This is a genomic window from Flavobacterium sp. GNP008 (assembly GCF_056428965.1).
Map to the genome: position 1 here is coordinate 23154 of NZ_JBWJVL010000001.1, position 18903 is coordinate 42056.

General features: G+C 32.8%; 18 protein-coding genes. 12 read left to right on the forward strand and 6 right to left on the reverse strand.

Annotated features, from left to right (window positions below):
- The first annotated feature begins 229 nt into the window (after window positions 1–229).
- From AC0608_RS00125 to AC0608_RS00175, 11 genes are all read left to right on the forward strand, one after another.
- A complete protein-coding gene (locus AC0608_RS00125) occupies window positions 230–733 on the forward strand; it encodes an RNA polymerase sigma factor (protein WP_417958244.1) in 504 nt (167 codons plus the stop codon).
- A complete protein-coding gene (locus AC0608_RS00130) occupies window positions 730–1362 on the forward strand; it encodes a DUF8845 family protein (RefSeq protein ID WP_417958245.1) in 633 nt (210 codons plus the stop codon). Before AC0608_RS00125 ends, AC0608_RS00130 begins: the two co-directional genes overlap by 4 nt.
- Before the next feature lie 236 nt (window positions 1363–1598).
- Entirely contained in the window at window positions 1599–3545 is a 1947-nt protein-coding gene (thrS, locus tag AC0608_RS00135; protein ID WP_417958246.1) for a threonine--tRNA ligase, read from the forward strand.
- Between the two features lie 16 nt (window positions 3546–3561).
- Window positions 3562–4119, forward strand: coding sequence for a translation initiation factor IF-3 (infC, locus tag AC0608_RS00140; protein ID WP_379852977.1), 558 nt, complete (start codon window positions 3562–3564; stop codon window positions 4117–4119).
- A gap of 116 nt (window positions 4120–4235) precedes the next feature.
- Window positions 4236–4433, forward strand: coding sequence for a 50S ribosomal protein L35 (rpmI, locus tag AC0608_RS00145; RefSeq protein ID WP_022827375.1), 198 nt, complete (start codon window positions 4236–4238; stop codon window positions 4431–4433).
- A 172-nt stretch (window positions 4434–4605) separates the two neighbouring features.
- Window positions 4606–4950, forward strand: a complete 345-nt coding sequence (gene rplT, locus AC0608_RS00150; RefSeq protein ID WP_035633036.1) for a 50S ribosomal protein L20 — start codon at window positions 4606–4608, stop codon at window positions 4948–4950.
- Window positions 4951–5093: 143 nt separating this feature from the next.
- Window positions 5094–6815 (forward strand): tetratricopeptide repeat-containing sensor histidine kinase, encoded by a 1722-nt coding sequence (locus tag AC0608_RS00155; protein ID WP_417958247.1) that lies wholly within the window; start codon window positions 5094–5096, stop codon window positions 6813–6815.
- Window positions 6816–6826: 11 nt separating this feature from the next.
- The gene (locus AC0608_RS00160) at window positions 6827–7495 is read left to right on the forward strand and encodes a DNA-binding transcriptional response regulator (RefSeq protein ID WP_417958248.1); all 669 of its coding nucleotides are present in this window, start codon (window positions 6827–6829) and stop codon (window positions 7493–7495) included.
- Window positions 7496–7710: 215 nt separating this feature from the next.
- Entirely contained in the window at window positions 7711–7998 is a 288-nt protein-coding gene (locus AC0608_RS00165) for a hypothetical protein (protein WP_417989403.1), read from the forward strand.
- 258 nt (window positions 7999–8256) lie between these two features.
- On the forward strand, window positions 8257–8568 hold the full coding sequence (locus AC0608_RS00170) for a hypothetical protein (protein WP_478287697.1): 312 nt from the start codon (window positions 8257–8259) through the stop codon (window positions 8566–8568).
- Between the two features lie 277 nt (window positions 8569–8845).
- The gene (locus AC0608_RS00175; RefSeq protein WP_478287698.1) at window positions 8846–9649 is read left to right on the forward strand and encodes an endonuclease/exonuclease/phosphatase family protein; all 804 of its coding nucleotides are present in this window, start codon (window positions 8846–8848) and stop codon (window positions 9647–9649) included.
- A 36-nt stretch (window positions 9650–9685) separates the two neighbouring features.
- Here AC0608_RS00175 and AC0608_RS00180 read toward each other — a convergent pair whose 3' ends face one another.
- Window positions 9686–10528, reverse strand: coding sequence for an isoaspartyl peptidase/L-asparaginase (locus tag AC0608_RS00180; RefSeq protein ID WP_478287699.1), 843 nt, complete (start codon window positions 10526–10528; stop codon window positions 9686–9688).
- A gap of 34 nt (window positions 10529–10562) precedes the next feature.
- Window positions 10563–11435, reverse strand: coding sequence for a cyanophycinase (locus AC0608_RS00185; protein ID WP_417958254.1), 873 nt, complete (start codon window positions 11433–11435; stop codon window positions 10563–10565).
- Window positions 11436–11700: 265 nt separating this feature from the next.
- On the opposite strand from AC0608_RS00185, the gene cphA reads away from it, so the two are divergent.
- Window positions 11701–14325 carry a cyanophycin synthetase gene (cphA, locus tag AC0608_RS00190; RefSeq protein ID WP_478287700.1) on the forward strand — a complete coding sequence of 875 codons (2625 nt, stop codon included), beginning with the start codon at window positions 11701–11703 and terminating at the stop codon, window positions 14323–14325.
- Window positions 14326–14451: 126 nt separating this feature from the next.
- Here cphA and AC0608_RS00195 read toward each other — a convergent pair whose 3' ends face one another.
- From AC0608_RS00195 to AC0608_RS00210, 4 genes are all read right to left on the reverse strand, one after another.
- Complete coding sequence (locus AC0608_RS00195; protein WP_478287701.1) at window positions 14452–15636, reverse strand: asparagine synthetase B; 1185 nt, start codon at window positions 15634–15636, stop codon at window positions 14452–14454.
- Window positions 15637–16390: 754 nt separating this feature from the next.
- Entirely contained in the window at window positions 16391–17059 is a 669-nt protein-coding gene (locus AC0608_RS00200; protein ID WP_417958257.1) for a response regulator, read from the reverse strand.
- A 3-nt stretch (window positions 17060–17062) separates the two neighbouring features.
- The gene (locus tag AC0608_RS00205) at window positions 17063–17854 is read right to left on the reverse strand and encodes a sensor histidine kinase (protein ID WP_478287702.1); all 792 of its coding nucleotides are present in this window, start codon (window positions 17852–17854) and stop codon (window positions 17063–17065) included.
- Between the two features lie 644 nt (window positions 17855–18498).
- The gene (locus tag AC0608_RS00210) at window positions 18499–18897 is read right to left on the reverse strand and encodes a hypothetical protein (RefSeq protein ID WP_417989411.1); all 399 of its coding nucleotides are present in this window, start codon (window positions 18895–18897) and stop codon (window positions 18499–18501) included.
- Between the last annotated feature and the right edge of the window lie 6 nt (window positions 18898–18903).

Consider the following 18903-nt stretch of genomic DNA (forward strand, 5'->3'; position numbering starts at 1 on the left):
CATTTCATCAAATAGTATCGAAATTTTTGTTTTTTGGAATACATATTACCAGAACAAAAGGCGTAAATTAGCCCCGATGGCATTGGAAATCCTTTATTTTTTTTATTTTCTCAGAAAATAAAGATTGAAATGAACAGCGAGACGAGTCTTTTTGATGAATAGAAAATTTGTGCTACTAAAAAAGATCCTACCGTGTAACAAAAACCCGTATTGACTTACTAACGTATATATGAGTGATAATCTAGAACATTCTTTTGTAAAGCAGCTGCAGGAAAATCAGAATATAATCCACAAGATTTGTAGGTTGTATACTAATGGTGAAGATGCACACAAAGATTTGTTTCAGGAAATCACAATTCAGCTGTGGAAGGCTTTTCCAAAATTTAGAGGCGACAGTAAGTTTTCTACTTGGGCCTACCGCGTCGCTTTAAACACTGCTATTACTTTGTATCGAAAAACAAAACGATCCATAAATACTATCGAGTTTGAAGGACGACACCATTTCCTGAATGATGTAGAATATGACTATGAAGAGGAGGAACAATTAAAACTAATGTACAATGCAGTCTATCAGCTGAATGACATTGAAAAAGCATTAATATTTATGTATCTCGAAGATAAAGATTATCATGAAATATCAGAAACATTAGGAATTAGCGAAGTAAATGCCCGGGTTAAAATGAATAGAATAAAAGGGAAATTAAAAAAAATATTAAATCCATTAGGAATATGAAAGAGCTGGATTTATTAAAAAAAGACTGGCAGAAGAATGATAATTCTTTTGACCAAGTATCGGAAATTGAGATCTACAAAATGATCCATAAAAAATCATCTTCGATAGTAAAATGGATATTGATTATCAGCGTTTTAGAGGTTTTGTTTTGGACTTGCCTTAGTGTTTGTTTCAACTCAGATGAGTATTTGAAGAGAATAAATCATGTTGAATTAATTCCATATTTTGAAGTATTGACCTATTTTAATTATGCAGTAATATTGATTTTTATTTATTTGTTTTATAAAAATTACATTTTGATTTCGACCACCGCTGCCACCAAACAACTGATGCAAGATATCCTCAAAACCCGCAGAACGGTTCAATATTATGTTTGGTACAATTTAGCTATGCTAATTTTAAGTTTGATTATTGGATTTGTAATTGCATTTGCATATAATCCTGAAATGAATGCATTAAAGAGCCAAATTGACGCAAATACCAAAGTCATGGCTATTACAGTAGGTTTCTTAATTGTTACAAGTATCGTTTTTATAGGAGCATTCTGGTTGTTTTACAGAGTATTGTATGGAATTTTATTACGCCGTTTGTATGCCAATTACAAAGAACTAAAAAAAATAGATTTATAGTTTTGAATTCAACAGCATTGGATACATGAACTATTTATTGAATAGTATTGAAACCTAAGATCCTTTATTTAGGGAATCGTTGGTTATAATTTATGCACTATACTGAGAATTATTTTTCAAAAAACATTGATTCTAATTAAACGCTTTAGATTATACTGTTTAGACTAACAAACCTTACATATATATTGTTTGTGTTTTTGTAATGGTCTATATTTGCATTCTTAAAATATCAAACAATGATTAAGATTACTTTGCCCGACGGGTCAATTAGAGAATTTGCTCCAGAAGTAACTCCCATGGATGTTGCTAAAAGCATTAGTGAAGGATTTGCCAGAAATGTAATTTCGGCTTCTTTTAATGGTACAACTGTGGAAACAACAACTCCTTTGACGACGGACGGAAGTCTTACATTATACACCTGGAATGATGCCGATGGAAAGAAAGCATTCTGGCACTCTACTTCGCACGTCATGGCGCAAGTTCTTGAAGAAATGTATCCCGGAATAAAATTAACTCTTGGACCAGCGATTTCAAATGGATTTTATTACGATGTAGATTTTGAAGATCAAAAAATCACGGATGCTGACTTCAAGAAGATTGAAGATCGGGTTCTTGAAATTTCAAGAGAAAAACATGAATTTAAATTACGCCCAGTTTCTAAAGCAGCAGCTTTAGAATTATATAAAGACAACGTTTATAAAACCGAATTGATTTCGAATCTTGAGGATGGTACCATTACATTTTGTGATCATTCTACTTTCACTGATTTGTGTCGTGGTGGTCATATTCCAAATACTGGAATAATCAAAGCGATGAAAATCATGAGTGTAGCCGGTGCATACTGGCGTGGTGATGAAAAAAACAAACAACTGACCCGTGTTTACGGAACCTCATTTCCAAAACAAAAAGAGCTGACAGAATACCTTCTCTTACTAGAAGAGGCAAAGCGTCGTGATCATAGAAAATTAGGCAAAGAATTAGAATTATTTGCTTTTTCACAAAAAGTTGGTGCAGGTTTACCTTTATGGTTGCCAAAAGGAGCCGCTTTAAGAGATCGATTAGAACAGTTTTTGAAAAAAGCACAAAAAAAAGGCGGATATGAGCAAGTAATAACCCCACATATTGGTCAAAAAGAACTGTATGTAACTTCAGGACATTATGCGAAATACGGTGCAGATAGTTTTCAACCAATCACTACACCTGCAGAAGGAGAAGAGTTTTTGCTAAAACCGATGAACTGCCCTCATCACTGTGAAATTTATAATGTACGTCCTTGGTCGTACAAAGATTTACCAAAGCGTTATGCTGAATTTGGTACCGTATACCGATACGAACAAAGTGGAGAATTACACGGCTTAACTCGTGTAAGAGGTTTTACACAAGATGATGCACATATTTTTTGTACTCCAGAACAACTCGATGAAGAGTTTAAGAAAGTAATCGATTTGGTGTTGTATGTTTTTGGCTCATTAGGTTTTGAAAATTTTACCGCTCAAATATCTTTAAGAGACAAAGAAAATAGAGATAAATATATTGGTTCTGACGAAAATTGGGAAAAAGCAGAAAATGCAATTATAAATGCTGCTGCAGACAAAGGCTTGAACACCGTAGTTGAATATGGAGAAGCTGCTTTTTATGGTCCAAAATTGGATTTTATGGTAAAAGATGCTTTGGGAAGACAATGGCAATTAGGAACGATTCAAGTGGATTATAACCTACCGGAACGTTTTGACTTGACCTATAAAGGATCTGATAACGAATTACACAGACCTGTGATGATTCACCGTGCGCCTTTTGGATCCATGGAACGATTTATCGCTATTTTATTAGAGCATACTGCAGGAAATTTCCCGCTATGGTTGATGCCAGAACAAGCTATAATATTGTCTTTGAGCGAGAAATATGAAATATATGCGAAAAAAGTTTTAAATTTGCTAGAAAATCACGAAATTCGCGCCCTGGTAGACAATAGAAACGAGACAATCGGGAAGAAAATCAGAGATGCCGAAATGCAAAAAACACCGTTTATGTTGATTGTAGGTGAGGAAGAGGAGAAAAATGGTACAATCTCTATCCGTCGTCATGGACAAGAAGGAAAAGGAAATATCACCGTTACAATAGAAGAATTTGTTGCTATTGTAAATGAAGAAATCAACAAAACATTAAAAGTATTTACAGTTTAACTTAAATTATAAAGTCATAGCAATAAGAAGCAACAGAGGTTATCAACCTCGCGTAGAAAAAAAGGATGCACATAGAATAAATAATCTTATTCGTGGTGTACAAGAAGTAAGACTTGTAGGTGAGAATATTGAACCAGGAGTTTTTAAACTTTCGGAAGCTTTAAGATTAGCGGATCAATTCGAACTGGATTTAGTAGAGATATCTCCTAATGCGGAGCCTCCAGTTTGTAAAATAATGGATTACAAGAAATTTGTTTACGAGCAAAAGAAACGTGATAAAATCCTGAAAGCGAAATCTACACAAGTAGTCGTTAAAGAGATTCGTTTTGGGCCCCAAACAGATGAGCATGATTATGAGTTTAAAAGAAAGAATGCGGAAAAATTCTTAAAAGAAGGTGCAAAATTGAAAGCTTTTGTATTTTTTAAAGGACGTTCAATCATTTATAAAGATCAAGGTCAAATCTTATTATTGAGATTAGCCACAGATCTGGAAGAATTTGGTAAAGTAGAAGCAATGCCTGTTCTTGAAGGAAAGAGAATGATTATGTTCATTGCTCCTAAGAAAAAGAAATAAGTCTTAAAGTCAAAAGTCTTAAAGTAAGAAAGCCAGCTACTGACAATCATACTTTAGACATTCATACTTTAGACCAAAGATAAGTAAGTAAGAATAAATTAAAATACTAGGAAAAAATGCCTAAAATGAAAACCAAATCTAGCGCCAAGAAACGTTTTAAAGTTACTGGTTCTGGAAAGATTAAAAGAAAGCATGCTTTTAAAAGTCATATCTTGACTAAAAAATCTAAAAAACGTAAATTAGCATTGACACACTCTGCGCTAGTTCACAAAACAGATATGAAAAGCATCAAACAACAATTAAGAATTATTTAATTAAGGCTTAAAGTTGCAAAGTCAAAGGTCTTAAAAAACTTTCGAAATTCAACTTTGAATACTTTTGACTAAATAATCTTTAGGTTAAAACAATTTAAAATAACCTTGGAGTATGGCCATTAAGTGCTTTTGATTCAATTCAAGCCGCCTGCTACAAAAACACATCAAAATTATGCCAAGATCGGTAAATTCAGTTGCTAAAAGAGCAAGAAGAAAAAAAATAATGAAGCAAGCCAAAGGTTTCTTTGGTAGACGTAAAAACGTTTGGACAGTTGCTAAGAATGCGGTAGAGAAAGCAATGTGCTACGCTTACCGTGACAGAAAAGTGAATAAAAGAAATTTCCGTGCTTTATGGATCCAACGTATCAACGCTGGAGCTAGATTGGAAGGAATGTCTTATTCACAATTTATGGGTAAAGTAAAAGCTAACGGAATCGAATTGAACCGTAAAGTTCTTGCTGATTTAGCAATGAATCACCCAGAAGCTTTCAAAGCAGTACTTAATAAAGTAAAATAAACGTTTTTTATCAACTCAATTTACATTACTTACTTATATAGAAAACCTCAGTCGTAAGATTGGGGTTTTTTTGTGTCTAAAAATAAAAAATATAGCACTCAAAAACTTCCAATATATCAAATTAATTTCTGTAATTTCGAAAGATGGCTTCAAAAAAAACACATTTAATCTTTTGGTTTTTATTATCAACCACCTTCTTACTGCTTCAATCCTGTAAAAAAAGGGAGGAGAATACTATCATAAAAAAACACAGTACAGTTGAAATTGATAGACTTATTGAACTTGGACATCTACAATATGAAAATGGAAAATTTGATAGTTCCTACTATTATTTTAACCGAGCGAAATTCAACTCCGATTTAAAAAAAGATACCTCTCGAATTATTCATTCATTAGCATGGTTAGCCCAAATAGAAAGGGTTTTAGGAGATTATAGCAGCAGTGAAGCGACCGCTGTTGAAGCACTACCCTTTTTAGAAAATACTAAAAATTTCCCCAATGGCAGGTGGAATATATATAACGCTCTTGGAAATAATTATTTATATACTTCCGACTTTACAAATGCATTGTATTATTTCAATAAAGCATTAAATTTAAAAACAGACCAAATTGACAAAGCTAGTATTACAAACAATATTGCCTTAATACACATAGAAAAAGGCGACTATCAACAAGCTTTAAAAATTCTTTTACCTTTAATTAAAAAAAAAGAAGTAATAAATCATTCCCAAACATTTGCAAACATAATCGATAATATAGGTGAAGCGTATGATAAATCCGAAAATGCACTCGGACTTTACTATTTTAACAAAGGTTTAAAAATAAAGACACAAATTAAGGATCACTTTGGAATGATTTCAAGTTATTATCATTTATCAAATTTTTATAAAGAAAAAAATCCAGCTCTATCCGATACTTATGCTCATTTGGCATATGAAAAAGCAACTACGCTAAATAGTGTTGATGACCGTTTACAATGCTTGGAGTTACTGATAAAAAATACACCTGTAAACCAATCAAAAAAATTCTCTCTTCTCTATCTGCAAATCAATGATAGTATAAATAAAATACGACAAAAAGCAAAAAATCAATTTGCAAAAATCAGGTACGATTCCACAAAAGAAAAAGAGGAAAATTTAAAACTAAAAGCTCAAAAAATACTACAGGAAGAAAAAGAGCAAAATAGAAATTTACTGTTTTATGGTGTAGTTGGGACAATAATTTTAATAAGTCTTTTCATCTCTAATCTCCTTGTGGCAAAGAATAATAAAGAGAAAACAAAAGCAACTTACAATACGGAGATTCGAATTGCAAAAAGACTTCATGATGAATTAGCAAATGATATATACCAAAGTATCGCTTTTGCTGAAACAAAAGATTTATCAGAGAGCCAAAATAAAGAAATATTACTAACTAATCTGGATGGTATCTATTCCAGAACTCGAAATATCTCCAGAGAAAACAACACAATAGAAACGGGATCTTTATTTCTTTCTCACTTGAAAGAAATGATGTCTGGATTTAATACTGATATGGTCAATGTATTAACCATTGGTATCGACACTATAACTTGGTCAACTTTGGAAAATCATAAAAAAATTATTGTTTATCGCGTACTTCAAGAATTACTTGTAAATATGAAAAAGCATAGTAAATGCAGTTTAGTAGTGCTAACATTTAAAGAAAATAAAAATAAATTGCAAATCGATTACACTGATAATGGAATTGGAATAGGAAATAATGAATTAAATTCAAAGAATGGACTCCTAAATGTGGAAAACCGTATTCGTGCTATAAAAGGAACCATTACTTTTGATACGAAATCCAATACAGGATTTAAAATCCAATTTATTTTTCCAATATAACACAAATGCTTATGTTTCATAAAGTTTTAGTTGCCGAAGATCTAGACAGTATCAGTATTGCCGTTGTCCAAGCGCTGGAAGACCTTTCTATTACAGAGATTCACCATTCTAAATATTGTGATGATGCTTTTTTGAAAATTAAAAAAGCTCTGTATGATGGGGTTCCGTATGACTTACTAATCAGCGATCTGTCATTTAAAAAAGACCATCGTGAGAATAGACTAAATTCTGGTGAAGAACTTATTGAAGCTGCAAGAAAAGTACAACCAGAGATCAAGATAATTGTATTTTCTATTGAAGACAAATCTTTTAGAGTAAAATCACTCTTCAATAATTTAGGAATAAACGCCTACATATCTAAAGGCAGAGACAGTATTCCAGAACTCAAAAAAGCCATTGATCATGTTTACAACAATGAAGAAATCAAATTAACTTCCGAAATCAATCATGCCATGAAAGACAAATCGCTCATAGAAATTGAAGCCTATGATATTGCGCTTTTAAAGTCCTTATCTAAAGGATTCACTCTGGACGAGATTTCATTTGAATTTAAAGATTCCAGAATCATTCCTAATGGGAGCAGCAGTTTAGAAAAACGCATTAATAAACTAAAAGTATACTTCAAAGCTACGAATAATGTGCATCTTATAGCCATTACTAAAGACCTCGGATTAGTCTAATTCTTCCATTACTTTAAAAGATAAAAATACTAAACCAAAATTTTAATTCTTGTAGTTTTTCACTATTTCGTTTTAACCAATATTTGACTTTTTAATTGAAACCCCTAATCTTTCTTAAATTATATTTAAAATAAAAGATGCTTTTACGGTTTCCCGTAAAGATATCATTCTTAAAGAAGTTAGGTTTGTATTCAATAACTTTAAGAGTATAAAAAATGGCAAATTTCACTAGAGAAGACTTAGCATTTACAGGATATTCACAAACAATTGATTTAGTCAACAATCCAGATAATATTGAAATTCTGGACCAATTGTATGTTGATAAAACAGAAGAATTTGAGGTAATCCATTTCTGTAATGAGTTCCTAAAAAAATATAAAGTTCCCAAAACAAAAGCAAGTTTTCAAAAAGTGGAAGGGTTTTTACAGCATTCCTCATTAGAGAATGAAGTATACAGAGCCCAATTATTAGACTGGATTGCCAGTAATTGGATAAAAATTTAAAAAAATCAAAACGTTCAACTAATTTAAACCTATCTATTATAATATTTATGCATAATGAATAGATTTCCATCCAATTTTGCCTTCTGTTTTTTAATTACTCTTTTTCATGTTCTCCATTTAAATTGTTAATTGGATATTTCAAAATTACAGCCAATCTCTTTAAAGAAATACACTTATACAATTAAAAATTTAATAAATAAAAGTTCAGAATCCAATTGAAAAATATTGAATACAGTTTTGAATACATATACTTACACAATGAGAATAACTGTTTTATTAGGCGTAGTATTCTTGATCATACTTTTCGCATACCCAACAAAACTTAAATATAAAAACAATCCAATAAACAAAGAAAATACTATTTTTATAACTCTTCAAAATAATAAAAAATTTGATTCACAAGAAGATCTAATTAAAGCATCCCGAAAATTTAATCCCAAAAAAAACATTAAAAACTCTTCTGATGCTTTCAAAAATAAAAATCCAATAACACGATCTTCAAGAAATAAGAAGGGAAAAATTATGTATTCTAAAAATCGTACTATACTATCTGGAACCAAACTAAAATAAATTTTTGCTTCCTTCTAAGAATAAAAAGCCAATACCTTTTGTAGTAGAATAGTTTTATACCATTAAAAAAACGAGCAATGAAATTCGTACTTCCTTTAAAATTTAATCTATTATTTTCTACACATATAGCCGTTATTACAATAGGTGTAATCTGTATTATTTATTTAGTTTATTATTTATGTAAAAAATAAATAGTACTATTGTATAGTTAATTTACTTATAAGAAGTGTGATTTTTTTGACCTTTACATCTTGCAATATTTACCAACTTGAATAAATTGAAATTTTTTTATTTGCTCTTATTCCTATTTATTCCACTCTGCATTTTTGCCCAAATCAGGCTTCTTTCCTGGAATATTGAAAACATGGGGAATTCTAAAACCAAAGAAACAATAAACTATATCGCCAACACGCTTGATAGGTATGATATTATTGCTATTCAAGAGGTTGTAGCGGGTCGTGGCGGTACTCAAGCTGTAGCTAGATTAGCCGCGGAACTCAATCGTAAAGGAACGAAATGGGATTATGCTATTAGTAGCCCAACCAGCGGAAACGTCTATAAAACGGAACGATATGCCTATCTTTGGAAGACGAGTAAAATAAAAAAGATTGGAAAGGCATGGCTTGAAAAAAAATACCACTTAGAGATAGAACGGGAACCGTATTTTTGCACATTTCAATATGATAACAAACAGTTTACAGCAGTAAATTTTCATGCTATTACAAAAAAAAGACAACCCGAAACCGAAATTAAATATTTTAAGTTTTTACCCGATGAATATCCAACTCTAAACTTAATTTTTGCAGGGGATTTTAATTGTCCTCAATCGCACACCGTTTTTAATCCTTTGAAAAAAATGGGGTTTCAGTCCATTTTAGTTAATCAAAAAACCTCACTGAAAAAAGAATGTAAAACTGATGACTGCCTTGCCTCAGAATTTGACAATATATATTACAAATCTTCAAAAGTCAGAACCCTCAATTCTGGAATAATTCTTTTTTACAAAAATTTCAGTTCGTTAAAAAGGGCTAGAACCGTATCTGATCATGTTCCCATTTGGTTCGAATTTTTTTTAAATTAATGCGTTTAAAAGTATCGATTTAAAAGAAATAAAGATTTAATTAAAAACTTCAAATTTATTGCCATCAAAACTGGCAAAAACCATCGAAGGATGAGAATCCTGATGAAAAATATTCCCCTGAAAATCAATGGATATTGCACCTGCAAAGCCATCATACTGTTTTAATTCGGTAAAGGTTTTGCTAAAAGCCTCTTTAAGAGTAAATCCATCAGTAACCCGAGTTACTATTTTTGCTGCCGTAGCATTACTCACAATATCTTCTCCAACTCCGGTTAAACTTACACCACAAAATGCATTGGCATAATTACCGGCTACAGTAGCTGAATCAGAAATACGACCAGGAATTTCGAATCCCTTTCCCCCAGTTGAAGTTGCTGCTGCAATTTTTCCGCTATGGTCTAAAGCAACACAACCAACAGTTCCTATCCCTACTGATTTCAATTTTGCTGTATATTCATCTCTGCGTTGTTTAATTTCAGTTGAAAAAGATTCAAAACCATGTTCTCGTGCAAAATTAGTTGCTCCGTTTCCACCCAATACTCTATCGTCATATTGCATCAATAAGTGCGCAACCTGAACTGGATTTTTAACCTCTTCAATATTGATGACTCCGCTCATTTTCTGACTTTCGCCATCCATAACAGCAGCACTCATCCTAATTTTTCCGTCACTTTGTATTTGGGAACCAATTCCCGCATTAAACAATTCATCATCTTCCAAAAGAGAAACAGCATAGACAACAGTTTCTAAAGCCGAGTGCGTTTTTAAAAATTCATAGGAGTCTTTCACAATTCGTTCTAAAGCGTTTTGTTTGTGAGCTTTTGTTTCATTGCTGGTGGATGATTCTGAGAAAAAACCACCATGTATAATTAGTTTCATAATCGATCAAAGCATTTTAATTTATACCACAGTTCTACAAATAATGAGAAGATTCAATCCGCATTTTATGCGTTTCAAGATTATAAGTGTCAAATTTACTCATGACATGAGTTACCAAATGGGAGATGGAGATGGGTTGCCCTAATTCTACTTTTGTCAAATTTGTATCTTTTATTTCACGACCATCAACCAAAATAACTAAGCCAGAGCCTATCGCTTCCATTTCATTATTATTGGTAATCAACAAGCCTGTATCTTCTCCAAGCCCTATTCCCAATACTCTGGGATTCCCTACAACTGCTTGAAAAAGTCTTCCAATTCTGCCACGTTGTACAAAATGAGTATCGATAATAACGCCATCTATTAATCCCAATCCGCTCGAAATTTTCACTTCGCCTTTCAATAAAGCTTCAGAACTACTTCCTTGATAAATCATATTATTAGAGGCGGCGGCGGCTCCAGCAGAAGTACCTGCATAAATAAATTCTTCATTATGGTATTTATCCAATAAAATATCATGAAACAAAGTTCCTCCTAAAATAGAGGTCAATCGCAATTGATCGCCCCCAGTAAACATAACAATATCCGCTGCTTTTAATCTGGTCAATACTTCTTCCTCTGCTGCTTGCTCTCTTCTTTCAATATGTAAAATAGCTACGTTTTTAGCATTCAAATGTTCAAAAGCCTTAACATATTCAGGACCTATTTCTCTTGGAATAACAGAGGCCGTTGTAATGACCTCTATGCGTGATTTCTCTTTGTGTTTAGATTCATTTAGTATCCTTCTTAAAATCCCTGTTTCAAAAAAATTTAAATTGCTAGTAGCATTCTTGTCCAAATTAGTTTCACTAAAACTCCCTTTATCTACTGCACCACCTATAATTATTAGTTTTCCTAGTATATTCATCTGGCAAAAATAACCAAAAAGATAAAAAGATACTTTGAACTTGTATTTTTTTTTCAATAATTGCACACAAACCATGTTCATTAATTTTAAAAGAATAAATTTTGATTCCTATTCTAAAAACTTTACTTTAGTTCCATTGTATCTTATTTTAGATTGAATTATTTGATTTTAATTTAATTTTTTATCCCGATCAATATTGGCTAAAAATAAAATTAAGCCTTAGTATTAAACTATTTTTTACACAAAAAATAATCTTCTAATTTTTATGAAAATAATTAAAATACAAGCCCTGCGTGGTCCAAATATCTGGAGTATTCAAAGAAAGAAATTAATCCAAATGCGTTTGGATTTAGAAGAAATGGAACAATTTCCTACTAACAAAATAGACGGATTTAGAATGCGTATTGAAGCTATGTTCCCTTCCATGATTGAACACCGTTGTTCTGAAGGCTGTCGTGGTGGATTTTTTTCCAGAGTAGAACGCGGAACCTGGATGGGTCATGTTATTGAACATATTGCACTGGAAATTCAATCTCTTGCTGGAATGGAAACTGGTTTTGGGAGAACCCGAGAAACTAAAACTCCTGGTACTTATAATGTCGTTTTCAGCTATACTGAAGAAAATGTTGGGCTTTTTGCAGCAGAATCCTCAGTTGCTATCGCCGAAGCATTAATTGCCGGAACAGAATATAATGTGGAAGCCGACTTGCAGAAAATGCGTGAAATACGTGAACGCGTTCGCCTTGGTCCAAGCACAGGAAGTATAGTAGAAGAAGCTGTTTCAAGAGATATTCCTTGGATACGACTCGGTACAAATTCTTTAGTTCAACTTGGATATGGTGTTAATCAAATGCGCTTTCAAGCTACAATTACCTGTAAGACCAGCAGTATTGCCGTAGATATTGCCTGTAACAAAGAACAAACCAAAAAAATGTTGGAGATGGCCTCCATCCCTGTGGCTAGCGGAAGCATTTGTGTTGATGAAGATAGTCTAACGGAAGTAATAAAAAAAATTGGATATCCTATTGTGTTAAAACCTTTGGGAGGTAATCACGGGAAAGGCGCTTCCATTAATGTCACCAATTGGGAAGATGCCGTTTCCGGCTTAGCTTTTGCACAGGAATATGGCAAACGTGTTATCGTAGAGAAATTCATAACCGGTTTCGATTTCAGAATTTTGGTCATCGATAATAAATTAGTTGCTGCCGCAAAAAGAGTTCCTGCTCACGTAATAGGAAACGGAACGGACAATATTCAGCAATTAATTGATACTACCAACTTAGATCCAAGAAGAGGTTACGGGCATGAAAATGTGCTCACTCAAATAGATGTGGACCGAGACACCGAAGATTTATTGGAAAAACTAAATTATACATTGCAAAGTATTCCTAGAACCGGAGAAATTGTGTTTTTGAAATCTACAGCCAATTTAAGTACCGGTGGAACTTCTGTAGATGTTACCGATATGATGCACCCAGAAAATATTTTCCTTGCTGAAAGAATTTCAAGAGTAATTGGACTCGATGTTTGCGGTGTTGACATTATGGCCGAGAATTTAACACAACCGTTAAAAGAAAATGGTGGAGTAATTCTGGAAGTCAACGCAGCTCCCGGTTTTAGAATGCATCTGGCCCCTTCAGAAGGCTTACCTAGAAACGTTGCTGCGCCAGTAATTGACATGTTATATCCTCCGGGGAAATCGTGTCGTATTCCAATAATTGCTGTAACTGGGACTAATGGTAAAACCACCACTACCCGATTATTGGCACATATTGTGAAAAATAATGGTTTCAAGGTGGGATTCACCACATCTGATGGGATTTATATTCAAAATCATATGATGGAAAAAGGAGATACAACCGGACCTCTGAGCGCAGAATATATTTTGAGAGACCCAACAGTAGAATTTGCAGTTTTAGAAACTGCCAGAGGTGGAATTCTTCGTTCCGGCTTGGGTTTTAGCCGTTGCGATATTGGAATTATCACTAATATTCAGGAAGATCATTTGGGATTAAGTGATATTCATACTTTAGACGATCTGGCTAGAGTTAAAGCTACTGTGGTCAAAAGTATTAAGAAAAATGGGTGGGCTGTTTTGAACGGTGATGATGAACACTGTGTAAAACTCGGTCAAGATCTAAATTGTAATGTTGCCTATTTTAGTTTAAACGAAGATAGCGAATTTATCAAAAAGCTTAGTGCGGAAGGGAAAACCGTTGCAGTCTATGAAAATGGATATATAACTATCAAAAAAGGAGAATGGAAAATCCGAATCGAACGCGCCACTCACGTTCCTTTAACTATGGGCGGTAAAGCAAAATTTATGATTGCTAATGTACTTGCGGCAACTCTAGCGAGTTACTTATGGGGATTCAAAACAGAAGATATCAGCTTGTCGTTACAAACTTTTATCCCAAGTGCAGCACAAACTCCAGGTCGTATGAATATTTTTGAGTTCAAAAAATTCAAAGTACTTATTGACTTTGCTCATAATGCATCCGGTTATAAGGGAGTTGAGGAATACCTTCAAAGTGTTGATGCTACCAAAAAAATTGGTATAATTGCTGGTGTAGGTGACAGACGTGATGAAGACATAAGAGAATGTGCCAATATTGCAGCGCGAATGTTTGATCATATTATCATCAGACAAGAAAAATACCTGAGAGGAAGAACCGAAGACGAAATCATTAATTTAATACTTGATGGTATTAATAGTTCCGGCAAAACAGTAACCTATGAAATTATCCCTAAAGAAACTGAGGCGATAAAACACGCCATAAATTGTGCCGAAGAAGGCAGCTTCATTACTGCATTAAGCGACGTAGTAACCAATGCAATTGATATCGTACAGGAATATTTAGATAAAGAAAACGAACACGGAATCGTGTAATTTTTCCAGAAGCTAATCCTGTGTCCGTTATATCTTTCTCTGCCTAAAAAGGCAAAGAAAGGATGTCACTGCCATCAGGGCTAAAAACACAAAAGCCTATCGATTACGATTGGCTTTTGTGTTATACTACGTTTTTAACTTTTTCTTTCTCGCAGCAGGAAAAAGTACATTATTTAAAATCAAGCGATAACCAGGCGAATTAGGATGCAAATCCAAAACCGTGGGCGGATCTCCCACTTGATGCTGAAAATCCTCCGGATCATGACCCCCATAAAAAGTGAACATTCCCTTTCCTTTTTGACCATGAATGTAACGTGCTTCTCCATTTAGTTCACAAGCTCCAATAATTAGTACATTTGATTTTATTAAAGCGGAATCAAATGCTGTGGTTTGCCCCATGAAACCTTTTACCAGTTGCGTGTGATTTTGGCTTAACATGCTTGGAATTGGATCCCATTTTGCCGAAAATTCCATTAAAGTAAAATAATCTTTCTCCATTGAGATTCTTCTTTTCGAAGTCATATCAATATCCGAAAATTCATATTGTTCCGGTTTTCGCTCCAAAGTAAAATTTTTAAAAGCAAACGAATTATTGAAATTCATCTTCGATTGATAATTTCCTTCACTGGCATCGCCATCAAACATGGCCTCACAAATATCGAGTCCATCGGCTGCTAAAGCGATATCAAAACTATCTGTTGCAGAGCACATCGCAAACATAAATCCACCTCCAATTACAAAATCTCTTATTTTTTTTGCGACAGCTCCTTTCTCCTGAGAAACTTTAACATATCCTAATCTGGTTGCCTGTATTTCTGCCTCTTTCTTTTGCTCGATGTACCAAGGCGTATTTTTATAAGCCCCATAAAACTTCCCATATTGCCCCGTAAAATCTTCATGATGCAAGTGCACCCAATCGTATAGCAGCAGTTGATCGCTTAGGACTTCCTCATCATAAATTGGGGTAAAAGGAATTTCAGCATACGTTAAAACTAAAGTCACAGCATCATCCCACGGTTGTTTTCCTTGGGGAGTATACACTGCAATTTTAGGTGCTTTTTCCAGTACCACTGTTTCCATATTCTGAGAGGGACTTGCGATTTCATTTAAGATTATCAATTGCTCACCATCAGTAATAACTTCAAAACTAACCCCTCTAATCTGACATTCTTTTCTTATTTCATTAGCATCAGGTAATAAAAATGAGCCACCACGATAATTGAGTAACCAGCTTGCTTTGTAATTATTTTCTAAACACCAAAAAGTAATTCCATAAGCTTTAAGATGATTTTCCTGTGTAGTTTCATCCATTGGAACCAAAATAAAAGAAGCCTTTGTTGAGATTGATAGTAGACAGATAAATAGACACAAGAATTTTTTAATCATATTTTAGTACTTTATATAACTCAAAGATAGAAACTAAGCGGTTCAAACGAGTATAATTTAACTTTTAAATGAAGTACCAAAACCTTCTGCCTAATTAAATCACGTAAAAATACCTATACTCAAAGTGTTCCCTTTGTATAAATTTGTATTTATGACTTACTTAAACAAAATGAAAAACTTAACAATGAATTCCAACGAAAGCAATGATCCTTTTAACCTCATAAGTCTATTAAAAAAAGTCGGACTGTGTATATTAGTAGTGCTCATCCTCACCTTTTACATACTTTGTTATCAACTACTGATCTCGTAGCCTAAAAAAATACCTTAATTTAAAAACCATTATACGCTATTTTTTGAAAAAATTTACATCAATTAAAACTAATATTGAATTAAAAAACAGACCGAATATCAACTTTACAACATTCAAAAAAAACGGGAAGAGTCTTGATATTAATTTCACACGATTCCATTACAATATATGAGGGTCCTGAATTCTATTAAAATCATTTAATGTATTAAATATCTACTTTAAAACATCAAAATTTTAAAGACATAAAATACAATTTGAAACAAAATAATCCAATAAAAAATAGTTTAAATTAAATAACAAAAAGGTATAAAGGCTTTAAAGTACTTAAAAATTGGAATAAATCTGCTCCATCTTCACGATAAGCAATAACTAAACCTCAAGTGTCATGATTTCATTTTGAACAGCGTAAACTACTAAACCGGCAATATTCCTAGATTCTGTTTTCAATAGCAAATTATTTCGGTGTCCTTCCACTGTTCTTGGACTAATAAAAAGTTCCTCTGCAATTTCAACCGTACTTTTCTGAGAACAAATAAGTTTAAGTACTTCCGTCTCTCGGACAGTGAGAAAGTTATTATCAAAAATGCTTTTTGTTTTTTTAAGAGTCAACACATCAGCCTGAATAATTTTCATTACATGATCACTATAATAAAATCCTTTAAGTGCAACTTCCTTTATAGTTGTCAGTAATTCTTGAGGTGTGGCGTTCTTTATTAAATATGAAACGGCACCTACATCAATCATATTGGCAACAAAAGACTTAGAGTCATAACTGGTAAGCGCAATGATTTTTATTGAAGGATATTGACTGTGAATAATTTTAGTTGCTTCTACACCATTAATTCCTGGCATTTTTAAATCCATGATAATGATATCTGGATGTTGATTTTTATTGTCCTGAAGAAACGATATCAACTCATCACCATTAGAAACTTCAAAAATAATTTCAATTTTTTTCTCGCGTCCCAACAGAAAGGAAATACCTTTTCTAAAAAGAATTTCATCGTCGGCTAAAATTATTTTAATAGTTTCTTCCAATGTTTAAAAATTAAAATTTACTTTCATCCCTTTATTTAAGGCGGAGTCAATAGTTATATTCCCATTCAAAAAAGCAACTCTACTTTCAATATTTTTCATTCCAAGTCCTTTTTTATTGGAATCTTTCTTCATATCAAAACCTATTCCGTTGTCAGTATAATGACAACTTCTCAACCCATTTTTCTCTTCAAAAAGAATAGAGATAGCAGTAGCTTTTCCGTGACGGATGGAATTATTCATCAACTCTTGTAAAATTCTAAAAACGTGTAAATGTCTGTCATTGTATGCAATTGCAAATAAAACTCTACTTTCGTAATTCACAATAACAGCTTTGGAACTACTGAATTCTAAACACAATTCCTCTACACCTGCATGAAGCCCAAATTTTTCTAAAACAGGAGGCAACAATCCATATGCAATCTTTCTTGAATTATCTAAAGCTTTTGCTGTAAGATTAATAATATTCGCCGTAATTTCATTAACCTCATTTTTAGTTAAATTAGGTGTAGTGAGCAAATGACTGTTTAGGGAAACAATATTGAGTTTAGAACTTATATCATCATGCAGATCTTGGGCTATACGCTTTCGCTCGTCCTCTTGGGTAATAAGCACAGCATTCAATAACTCTTTTTGGTATTGAATTTCTAGATCTTTTTTCTCAAATTCTTTTTGAATGATTTTCTTTCGTGAAAAATAAAAAAATAATACTAATACCAAACCCATCAATAAGAAAGCGATAAAACTATAAATAATCGCTTCTATGACGACACTTTCATGCAATGTATTCTCTTTCATACAGTAGTATTTATTCCCTTTTTAGAAAAACTTTTCTTCCATTCGAATAAAATAAATAATTGATAAACAATGTACAAAAAAGCATTTAAAATCCATGGTATTAAATTTAATTTTGGACTCAGTGAAGACATCAAATTGCCAACGAGAAATAATACAGTACTGCCAAATAAATACATTAGTATCCCGATATTAATATAATAATACTCTTTTTTTTCATTTAACAAATTATAAAAATGAAAGGTTGTGAATATGATTATCAAAAATGAGGTGATAAAAATCTCAAATAAATTAAATTTAAAAAATAAGTCTGTGCTAATTGAATATTGAATTCCTAATGCCAATAAACATAAAATAAGACTTATTTTAATTATTTTTTTTTGATACTCTTTTTTTAAAAGAGTCCAGTAAAAAAAACTTAAAAGAATAAATTGTCCGATAAAATAGAAATGAGACAAATATAAATTTTGAAAATGAAAACTGATCAAAATCTTAGAAGCCATCTGAATAATAAATATTACACCTAAATAACACGCAAAAATCTTAAAAGCTTTTTGTTGTTTTCTAAATCCAATACTGAAAAGAATTAAATTGAATATTAGAAGTATATTCCCAATATTTGCAAGTAGGACTAACATGTAGGTAGGTTATTTAAACATTGGGCTCTCAGGGTCACATGCCGTTGGACACGGTTGTGTAAAATCATAAATATCATCTGAAGCCGCTGCAGTATCGCCATCCCCTTCAGTTTCAGTAATCATATCTACATAAACTCCCGTTAAGGGATCTAGTTTAGTCCCAATAATCATCAATTTTTCGACTCCATTATCATCCACTCCAAGGTAAGCTCTGACTGCATCAACGCCTTCTTTCAGTACTTCCAGCACATCTACTTTAGGAATTAGAAAAGCTTTAACATGATGGTGTTGGTTATAGTTCCCCTCTTGTTTGGCCCAACGTTTAGCCCAGTTTTGGGCAGTTTTTAACGGAATTGCATTTATAACGTTACTTTGTTCAACACTTCCAGAAATTTCTTTTTGCACCATCGTTCT

What these genes read in the sequence shown, in the direction of transcription:
- AC0608_RS00165 (WP_417989403.1), top strand. Translation starts at nt 7,711, where the DNA reads ATGGCAAATTTCACTAGAGAAGACTTAGCATTTACAGGATATTCACAA.
- AC0608_RS00205 (WP_478287702.1), bottom strand. Translation starts at nt 17,854, where the DNA reads ATGAAAGAGAATACATTGCATGAAAGTGTCGTCATAGAAGCGATTATT.
- rpmI (WP_022827375.1), top strand. Translation starts at nt 4,236, where the DNA reads ATGCCTAAAATGAAAACCAAATCTAGCGCCAAGAAACGTTTTAAAGTT.
- thrS (WP_417958246.1), top strand. Translation starts at nt 1,599, where the DNA reads ATGATTAAGATTACTTTGCCCGACGGGTCAATTAGAGAATTTGCTCCA.
- rplT (WP_035633036.1), top strand. Translation starts at nt 4,606, where the DNA reads ATGCCAAGATCGGTAAATTCAGTTGCTAAAAGAGCAAGAAGAAAAAAA.
- AC0608_RS00185 (WP_417958254.1), bottom strand. Translation starts at nt 11,435, where the DNA reads ATGAATATACTAGGAAAACTAATAATTATAGGTGGTGCAGTAGATAAA.
- AC0608_RS00130 (WP_417958245.1), top strand. Translation starts at nt 730, where the DNA reads ATGAAAGAGCTGGATTTATTAAAAAAAGACTGGCAGAAGAATGATAAT.
- cphA (WP_478287700.1), top strand. Translation starts at nt 11,701, where the DNA reads ATGAAAATAATTAAAATACAAGCCCTGCGTGGTCCAAATATCTGGAGT.
- AC0608_RS00160 (WP_417958248.1), top strand. Translation starts at nt 6,827, where the DNA reads ATGTTTCATAAAGTTTTAGTTGCCGAAGATCTAGACAGTATCAGTATT.
- AC0608_RS00155 (WP_417958247.1), top strand. Translation starts at nt 5,094, where the DNA reads ATGGCTTCAAAAAAAACACATTTAATCTTTTGGTTTTTATTATCAACC.
- AC0608_RS00195 (WP_478287701.1), bottom strand. Translation starts at nt 15,636, where the DNA reads ATGGATGAAACTACACAGGAAAATCATCTTAAAGCTTATGGAATTACT.
- AC0608_RS00210 (WP_417989411.1), bottom strand. Translation starts at nt 18,897, where the DNA reads ATGGTGCAAAAAGAAATTTCTGGAAGTGTTGAACAAAGTAACGTTATA.
- AC0608_RS00125 (WP_417958244.1), top strand. Translation starts at nt 230, where the DNA reads ATGAGTGATAATCTAGAACATTCTTTTGTAAAGCAGCTGCAGGAAAAT.
- AC0608_RS00180 (WP_478287699.1), bottom strand. Translation starts at nt 10,528, where the DNA reads ATGAAACTAATTATACATGGTGGTTTTTTCTCAGAATCATCCACCAGC.
- AC0608_RS00170 (WP_478287697.1), top strand. Translation starts at nt 8,257, where the DNA reads ATGAGAATAACTGTTTTATTAGGCGTAGTATTCTTGATCATACTTTTC.